The following is an 8,164-nucleotide window of genomic DNA, read 5'->3' as shown; positions in this document are numbered from 1 at the left end:
AGAGTTTCCTTTTGTTCTTGATTGTGCAACTTCTATTGCTCAACGAGGGAAGATCGAGCTTTATGACCGAGCTGGAAAGGATATTCCTGCAGGATGGGTAATTGACCAGGAAGGAAGGGCCAGGACAGATACTCATCAAATTTTACAGGACTTAACCACTGGAAAGGCTGCTCTTACTCCATTGGGGGGTATCGGAGAAGAGACTGCTGGTTATAAGGGTTATGGTTATGCTACGGTAGTGGAGATCCTTTCTGCGGCTTTGCAAAATGGAAAGTATCTCAAAATGTTATCTGGAATGCAAGATGGCCAAGCAGTTCCAATTAATTTGGGGCATTTTTTTATAGCCATTAATATTTCTGCTTTTACAGAACTCGAATCATTTAAAAAGATAACTGGAGGGATTCTTGGTGCTCTTCGTGCTTCTAAAAAAGCTCCTGGAGAAAACAGAATTTATACTGCTGGGGAAAAAGAACATCTTGCCTGGTTAGATAGAAAAGATAAAGGTGCACCCATCAACAAGAATCTTCAACAACAGATTCTGGTCATAAAAGAAGAACTTGGTTTATCCCAGTATAAATTCCCTTTTGAAGGCTCTGCGAAAGCAGGTAGCGGAAATCCAGAGTAAAAAATTAGAGGGGAGAGTGTTAGGATCAACACTTTCCCTGAAATTGAAGTAACTCCTTCGCTCACTATGGCTTTGAAGATTTTAATGGATATCTTTTTAAACCTAAAAAAGAAGAATTTTATGGAATTATTCCCCAAGTTAAAAAAGTACCAATAGACGATATAATTAAATCAGGAATTAAATTAAGTAAGGAAGCGAGAAAAGATTTTACTTCCTCTTATCGGGAAACTATGAAAATATTTCCTATTTTGAATAATGATAAGGAATTTCTGACTCTAACCGAGCAAGAAATAATAAAAGCAGCAAATTCAAAAGAAGCTCAGAAGTTGATCGATTTGATGAAAAAAGATATATTGATGGGATTAGGATATTTAAACGGCTTCTTTGACCTATTAAAAAATTCAATGGAGTAAAAATTATAGTTTTTCAATTTTTACTTTAAGTTTTTAGTTTGAGAAGGAATGAGTATGTTTTTCAAAAAGAAAAAACACAAAGAGGAAAAAGAAAAAGTGAATGTAATTGATTATGCACAAAATATTAATTTATTAGAAATAATTGTTTCCTCCAATTTAAAGCAAGAAATAGAGAAGATTAGAAACTTGTACAAAGATACCTCAATTAAAATAATTAGTTTGGCAGATTTTGGGGAGAGAAATATGATGAGAGATGCGATATAGCGATATAATAAATGATGTATTAAATAAAATAGAAGAAAGGAGAGATATTAAATGAAACAAGTTGCACAATTAGATGTTACTGATAATAAAAGATTAGTTTTATCTATAGGTGAATTTAGAGGAGCAGAGAGGGTTGATTTGAGGCAATATGTGAAAGTAAAAGACACCGACGAGTATATTCCTACTCCTAAAGGTATAAACTTCAGTGCTGAATGGATAGACGATTTTGTGAAGATGGTAGAAAAATTAAAAGAAAATTAATGAAGATTAAAATAAAATAGTGTTGTTTTAAGGAGATTAATTAATATGGAAAATGTGAATTATTTATCAGTAGTTGAAGAGGTTATGCAGCAGATAAAGTCTACCGGGGCCTTTTTGGTAGTTAAATCTAAAGTGGATAAAAAAATAAATCTAATGACTATTGGTTGGGCTGCCTTTGGATTTATGTGGAGAAAACCTATAATGACAGTTATGGTGAGAAAAAGTCGTTTTACTCATCATATTATCGAAAAGGCTTCTAGCTTTACGGTTAATATTCCTACTAATGATTTAGAGGAAGCCTTAAACTTTTGTGGTACCAAATCTGGTCGTGATTTTAATAAATTCAAAGAATGTAATCTTTCTATTATCCCTGCTCAAAAAGTTGATACTCCCGTTATCAACTTGCAGGGTTTTCATTATGAATGTAAAATTGTGTATAAAAGTATTCTAAATCCTGATTTTCTATGCCAAGAATATAAAGAAGATGTTTATACAGATAACGACTATCATACTTTATATTTTGGAGAGATAGTAGCTTGCTATAAAACAATTAGTTGACTAAATTTTATTTAAAAGAATTTTTTATAAAAAAGAAGGATTGTTTAGGATAAATGTAGAAAATAGAATTAATGAGAAGGAGGCGGTTTGTAAGATTAAATTATTCTGGTCTTTATCAAGTTTAAAGGTTGATTAAAAAATATTAAAGGAGGGATTATACGAATATGCTAAGATTTAAGTTAAGCAAAAGATTAATTATTTTTTCGTTGGCTTTCTTATTGATTTTGAGTTCTATTTCCCTTGTTTTGGCTGCTGAAAAAGAAATTGTGGTATTGTCGATTAATGACTTTCATGGGTCACTTGCACCCAGTGGTAAAAATGTGGGAGCGGCAAAACTTGTTGATGCTATAAAGACTGAAAAAGCAAAAAATCCAGAAGGAACAATTATAGTATCTGCTGGTGATAATTACCAGGGGAGTGCTATGTCTAATCTCTTATACGGTGAACCAGTTTCAGCAATGTTTAAAGAGATGGGTTTAGAACTATCTGCGGTTGGTAACCACGAATTTGATTGGGGAATTGATAGAATTACTAAATGGGCCGAAGATGGTGGATTTACCTTTGTCTGTACTAATATTTACGATAAGAGGACCAATCAACCGGTTGACTGGGCAGAACCTTTTGTCATTATTGAAAAAATGGGAATAAAAGTAGGATTTATCGGTTTGGCTACTCCAGAGACTGCCTATAAAGCTCTCAAAGCAAATGTAGAAAACTATGAATTCAGAGATCCAGTGGAAACAATTAAAGAGTGGGTACCTAAAATAAAGGATGCTGGCGCGGATATAATTATTGCCTTAACCCATCTTGGTGCATTCCAGGATAAAGAGGGAAATATTAGCGGTGAAGCTGCTGCTTTAAGTGAGGTGGACGGGGTAGAGGCAGTAATATCAGCGCATACCCATCAAAGTGTCAGTGGCCTGGTTAATGGTAAACCCCTGGTACAAGCATATTATAATGGCCGTTCAGTTGCCAAGCTGACTTTCGTTTTTGATGAAAACAATAAATTAGTAAGTGCAGAACCATTTTTGGATGACCTCTATAAAAGACCAGACACCCTGAAAGATGATGCTAACACCCTGGCAATTTATAATAAATACAATGAGGAATTGAAACCTGTTTTAGGAAAAATATTAGGTAAAACTACCGTGACCTTAGATCATGATAGATATGCCGGACCATCTTTACTGGGTGAGTGGGCCTGTGAAATAATGAAAGACAAAGTGGGAGTCCAAATTGCTATGACCAATGGTGGTGGACTCAGAGTTCCTATTCCAGCCGGAGATATTACTGCCGGGATACTATATGAGGTGATGCCTTTTGACAATACTCTCTATACGATGAAGCTATCCGGTGCAGACGTTAAAGCAAATATTGAACATGGCATAATGAATGAAGATATTGGTTGGGTCCAGATTGCCGGTGTCCGAGTAACTTATGATCCAAAAGCAGAGGCAGGCAAGAGAATTACCAGTATGAGTTTGGAAGATGGAACTCCGGTGGAGATGGATAAGTTTTATACTGTGGTAACCAATGACTTTATGGCTACCGGTGGAGATAAATATAACTTTGATAATGCTCTAGACAAATTGGATACCTTTATCCCGGTCAGAGATGCTATGATGGATGCAGTAGAAAAGGCCGGAGTTATTTCTCCTGAAAAACAAAATTGGCTATCTGAAGCAAAAACTGGTAAAATTTATGTGGTAGAAGTGGGGGATTCTGTATGGGAGATTGCCCAAAAATTTAGTACCACGGTAGAAAAGATTGTTGTCCTTAATGAATTAGCTAACTCAAGACTTATTAGACCAGGTCAGAAGTTAATTATACCGACAGAATAACAATGCTAATTTTAAAAAAAAGATAAAGGGGGTGTTAGCCTTTAGTTAAAAAAGTATTACCATAGTTTACTTGACTTAAAAAACAAAATAAATATTTTTAGGAGGAATATAAAAAATGAAAAAATTTGGATTGTTGGCAGGGATTTTTTTATCACTTTTGCTGATTTGTAGTTTGATAGTAGGAGCAGCTGATGAGATTGTTATCGGTGTTTACGAACCGATGACTGGACCTATGGCAGCTGGAGGTCAGATGACTATGGAAGGAGTAAACTTAGCTTTCGAACAAACTCCAACAGTTTTAGACAAACCTATTAAAATGGTTTTGGTAGACAATAAGAGCGAGAAGGTAGAGGCGGCTAACGCGGTAGCCCGTTTAATCGAATATGAAAAGGCAGTAGCCATTGTCGGAAGTTATGGTAGTAGTTGTGCTATACCAGGTAGTGAGGTTGCTAACAAGGCCGGCATTCCTATGGTAGGATGCTCTCCCACTAATCCATTAGTAACTTTAGGAAAACCTTATGCTTTTAGAGCCTGTTTTATTGATCCTTTCCAGGGAGCAGTAATGGCTAATTTTGCAGTAAGTAACCTTCATGCTAAAACTGCAGTAGTTATTCAAGATATCGCTTCTGATTATGCTGTAGGATTATCTAACTTCTTCCGAGAAGCTTTTATCAAATTAACTGGTGATCCGAAATCTATTGTAGGACTTATCTCTTATCAAACCGGAGACCAGGACTTTACTGCACAAGTAACTTATGCTGCCGGCAAAAAACCCGACGTGGTCTTTGTTCCTGCTGGTTCATATGGAGATGCGGCCTTGATTATAAAACAAGGAAAAGAGATGGGGATTACTGCAAACTTTTTGGGAGGAGACACCTGGGAAGCACCAGAATTTATTGAAGTAGGTGGAGAAGCAGTAGAAGGTGGATATTTTAGTACCCATTTCGATGCCACTGCAGTTACTACAGAAGCCGCAAAGAAGTTCAGTGATAGTTTTCAAAAGAAATATAATAGAGAACCTAGTGCTTTTGCTGCTTTAGGTTTTGATGCCTTTAATTTAGTAATTGATGCTATAAAGAGAGCAGGTTCAGCTGATCCTAAAGCAATTCGGGATGCCTTAGCAGTTACCAAAGATTATGAAGGTGTTACTGGAATGATTACCCTGGACTTCAATGGAGATGCTACCAAGGATGCCATAATTAAGACTATAGAGAATGGTAAGTTTAAATATGTAGCTACAGTACATCCTTTTTAACTAATGCTTATAGAATTAAATGTAAAATAATATCTTTTATTAAGATTGAAGAGGGGGACAGAATCCTTCTCTTCAATCTTAATTTAAATAACCGCAAAGTAAAAAAGTAAGTTATAAATAAAATTGACGATAGGATAAAACAATGAATTTAAATATTTTTTTACAGAATCTAAGCAATGGAATTTCTTTAGGTTGTTTATTTGCTCTTATTGCCATCGGATATACTATGGTTTATGGTGTTTTGCGCTTAATAAATTTTGCCCATGGAGATATATTTATGATGGCAACTTTTTTTGTTTATTATGCCATAGCCTTATTTTCTCTTCCCTGGGGTGTAGCTTGTTTGGTTGCGGTGGTATTAGCTATGCTGTTAGGTAGAACTGTGGAGAGAATTGCTTATAAACCTTTAAGGAATGCTCCCCGTATATCTTCTTTATGTTCTGCTATAGGAATGTCTTTCTTATTAGAGAATTTTGCCATAGTAGTATTTGGAGGAAGACCAAAAGCATTTTATCGCCCGGAGTTTTTTAGTAAAATTTTTATCCTGGGAGGGGTTAGAATTCCTGGAGTTAATTTTATAACTCCCATCGTCTCTATTATATTTTTATTAATCTTAACCTATATTGTTTATAGAACTAAAACGGGGTTAGCTATGAGAGCTATTTCTAAGGATTTTGATACAGCCAAACTTATGGGTATTAATTTAGATAGAACTATTTCTTTTACTTTTATTTTAGGATCAGGATTAGCTGCTATTGGGGCAGTCTTGTGGGCTTTGCGTTATCCTCAAATTTGGCCTTTTATGGGAGTATTTCCGGGATGGAGAGCTTTTATAGCAGCAGTTATTGGAGGAATTGGTAGCATTAGAGGAGCAATGGTAGGAGGTTTCATGGTAGGGTTATTGACGATTATGATAGTTGCTTTTATGCCAGGGTTAGCAGGATACAAAGATGCTTTTATTTTTATAATTTTAATTTTCGTATTGTTATTTAAACCAGAAGGAATATTTGGAGAAGAGTAGGTAGGTATAAAAAAAGTGAAGGGAAAAAAGAAAGATTATATTTTACTGAAGATTGCAACTATTTTAATTATATTTATATTTATTTTTATAGCTCAAAGAAGTTTTGATGCTTATATTATTAGAATTTTAAATTTATGTGGTATCTATGTTATTTTGGGTGTCAGTCTAAATTTAATAAATGGTTTTACTGGACAATTTTCTTTAGGTCATGCTGGATTTATGGCTATTGGGGCATATGTTTCCGCACTTTTGTATACGTCCCCAGAGATAAAAGAAGTAAATTATTTTATTACTCCTCTTATTTGGCCTCTTAATATTATTCAGATTCCTTTTATTTTTTCCCTTATTATGGCAGGATTAGTCTCAGCAGGAGTAGGTTTTTTAGTAGGCGCCCCCTGCCTGCGTTTAAAAGGAGATTATTTAGCTATTGTTACATTTGGATTTTCAGAAATAATTAGAGTATTATTCTGTAATTTACAGAGCATTACCAATGGACCTCTGGGGTTAAAAGGATTACCTAGTTATACTAATCTCTGGTGGACTTGGGGAATAGCTATATTTACAGTGTGGTTTATTAAGAATTTAATTAATAGCAGTTATGGCAGAGCATTAAAATCTATCCGAGAGGATGAAATTGCAGCAGAAGCAATGGGAGTAAAACTTTTTTATCACAAGGTACTATCTTTTATAGTAGGTGCATTTTTTGCTGGTATAGCTGGTGCTCTTTTAGGAAGTTTAGTTATGACTATCGATCCTAATACTTTTAGTTTTTTTATGACTTTTCAGATAATTATAATCGTTGTTGTAGGAGGCTTGGGCAGCATAACTGGTACGGTAATAGTGGGTGCTTTATTTGCTATATTAATGGAAGTGCTCAGGTCGGTTGAATCTCCCATGAGCCTTTTCGGATTAAATATACCTGGAATCCCAGGAATGAGAATGCTATTATTTTCTATTTTGTTGATGATTGTGGTCTTATTCTTTCACCAAGGACTTATGGGTACAAAAGAATGGTCCTGGGAATGGTTGTATAAAAAGTTAATGGGAAATAAAAAAGAGATAGAGGAAGGAAGTTAAAGAATAGATGAGTATTTTAAAAGTAGACCATATTACTATCCGATTTGGGGGATTGACTGCGGTCTCTGATTTTTATCTTGATTTAAAAGAAGGAGAATTAGTAGGTTTGATTGGCCCTAATGGGGCTGGTAAAACTACAGTTTTTAATATGTTAACTGGAGTCTATAAACCTACAAGTGGAAAAATTTATTTCAATAATCAAGAAATAAATATAAAAAAGGTTAGTGAAATTACCGCTTTAGGAATGGCGAGAACTTTTCAAAATGTACGTTTATTTACTAATCTCTCTGTTTTAGATAATGTAATGGTCGGTTGCCATTTACGTTTAAAATCTTCAGTTTTAAATGCTGTTTTTTATTTACCTAAATATGTACAGGAAGAAAGTGAAATAACAGAAGAAGCAATGCAATTATTGAAAGAAGTAAATTTAGAGAAATTAGAAGGTAATTTAGCAGGTGGGCTCCCTTATGGGCAACAAAGAAAATTAGAGATCGCTCGAGCTTTAGCCACTCGGCCCCGATTACTACTTTTGGATGAACCAGCAGCGGGAATGAATCCTCAAGAAACTAAGGATTTAATGAATTTTATCCTAAAAATTCAGGAAAAATATAAATTAACTATTATTTTAATAGAGCATGATATGAAAGTAGTAATGGGAATTTGTAAAAGAATTTTAGTTTTGGATTATGGAGTGACGATTGCTGAAGGAAATCCTATAGAAATTCAACATAATCCTGAAGTAATCAAGGCTTATCTGGGGGTGGAAGCACATTATGCTTAAGATTGAAGATCTTAATGTATTTTATGGCGGTATCCATGCCTTAAAAGGTATTTCTTTCGAGGTGCCTC

Annotated in this window: 10 protein-coding genes and 1 pseudogene; all 11 read left to right on the top strand. The window is 34.7% G+C overall.

Going from position 1 to position 8,164, the window contains the following annotated elements:
- Positions 1–625 (top strand): Ldh family oxidoreductase (locus COZ07_RS07025; protein ID WP_406607859.1); only part of this gene is annotated, 625 nt, incomplete at its 5' end.
- Positions 626–855: 230 nt separating this feature from the next.
- Complete coding sequence (locus tag COZ07_RS07020; RefSeq protein WP_406607858.1) at positions 856–1,038, top strand: hypothetical protein; 183 nt, start codon at positions 856–858, stop codon at positions 1,036–1,038.
- Positions 1,039–1,092: 54 nt separating this feature from the next.
- Entirely contained in the window at positions 1,093–1,302 is a 210-nt protein-coding gene (locus COZ07_RS07015) for a hypothetical protein (protein ID WP_406607857.1), read from the top strand.
- A 51-nt stretch (positions 1,303–1,353) separates the two neighbouring features.
- Positions 1,354–1,563, top strand: coding sequence for a transcriptional coactivator p15/PC4 family protein (locus COZ07_RS07010; RefSeq protein WP_406607856.1), 210 nt, complete (start codon positions 1,354–1,356; stop codon positions 1,561–1,563).
- Positions 1,564–1,608: 45 nt separating this feature from the next.
- Positions 1,609–2,121: a flavin reductase family protein gene (locus COZ07_RS07005; RefSeq protein ID WP_406607855.1), complete on the top strand. Its 513-nt coding sequence runs from the start codon at positions 1,609–1,611 to the stop codon at positions 2,119–2,121.
- 164 nt (positions 2,122–2,285) lie between these two features.
- Complete coding sequence (locus COZ07_RS07000) at positions 2,286–3,962, top strand: 5'-nucleotidase C-terminal domain-containing protein (RefSeq protein ID WP_406607854.1); 1,677 nt, start codon at positions 2,286–2,288, stop codon at positions 3,960–3,962.
- A gap of 115 nt (positions 3,963–4,077) precedes the next feature.
- A complete protein-coding gene (locus COZ07_RS06995) occupies positions 4,078–5,217 on the top strand; it encodes an ABC transporter substrate-binding protein (protein WP_406607853.1) in 1,140 nt (379 codons plus the stop codon).
- A 142-nt stretch (positions 5,218–5,359) separates the two neighbouring features.
- Positions 5,360–6,238: a branched-chain amino acid ABC transporter permease gene (locus COZ07_RS06990; RefSeq protein WP_406607852.1), complete on the top strand. Its 879-nt coding sequence runs from the start codon at positions 5,360–5,362 to the stop codon at positions 6,236–6,238.
- Between the two features lie 15 nt (positions 6,239–6,253).
- Positions 6,254–7,315: a branched-chain amino acid ABC transporter permease gene (locus COZ07_RS06985; RefSeq protein WP_406607851.1), complete on the top strand. Its 1,062-nt coding sequence runs from the start codon at positions 6,254–6,256 to the stop codon at positions 7,313–7,315.
- Positions 7,316–7,322: 7 nt separating this feature from the next.
- Positions 7,323–8,096, top strand: coding sequence for an ABC transporter ATP-binding protein (locus COZ07_RS06980; protein ID WP_406607850.1), 774 nt, complete (start codon positions 7,323–7,325; stop codon positions 8,094–8,096).
- Positions 8,089–8,164: pseudogene (locus COZ07_RS06975) on the top strand (ABC transporter ATP-binding protein); the annotation flags it as partial. The gene COZ07_RS06980 and the pseudogene COZ07_RS06975, both read left to right, overlap by 8 nt.

The organism is Candidatus Infernicultor aquiphilus (assembly GCF_002784285.1).
Lineage (GTDB): Bacteria > Atribacterota > Phoenicimicrobiia > Phoenicimicrobiales > Phoenicimicrobiaceae > Infernicultor > Infernicultor aquiphilus.
Note: the sequence above shows the minus strand (reverse complement) of the source record. Positions and strands in the feature narration are given on the sequence as shown.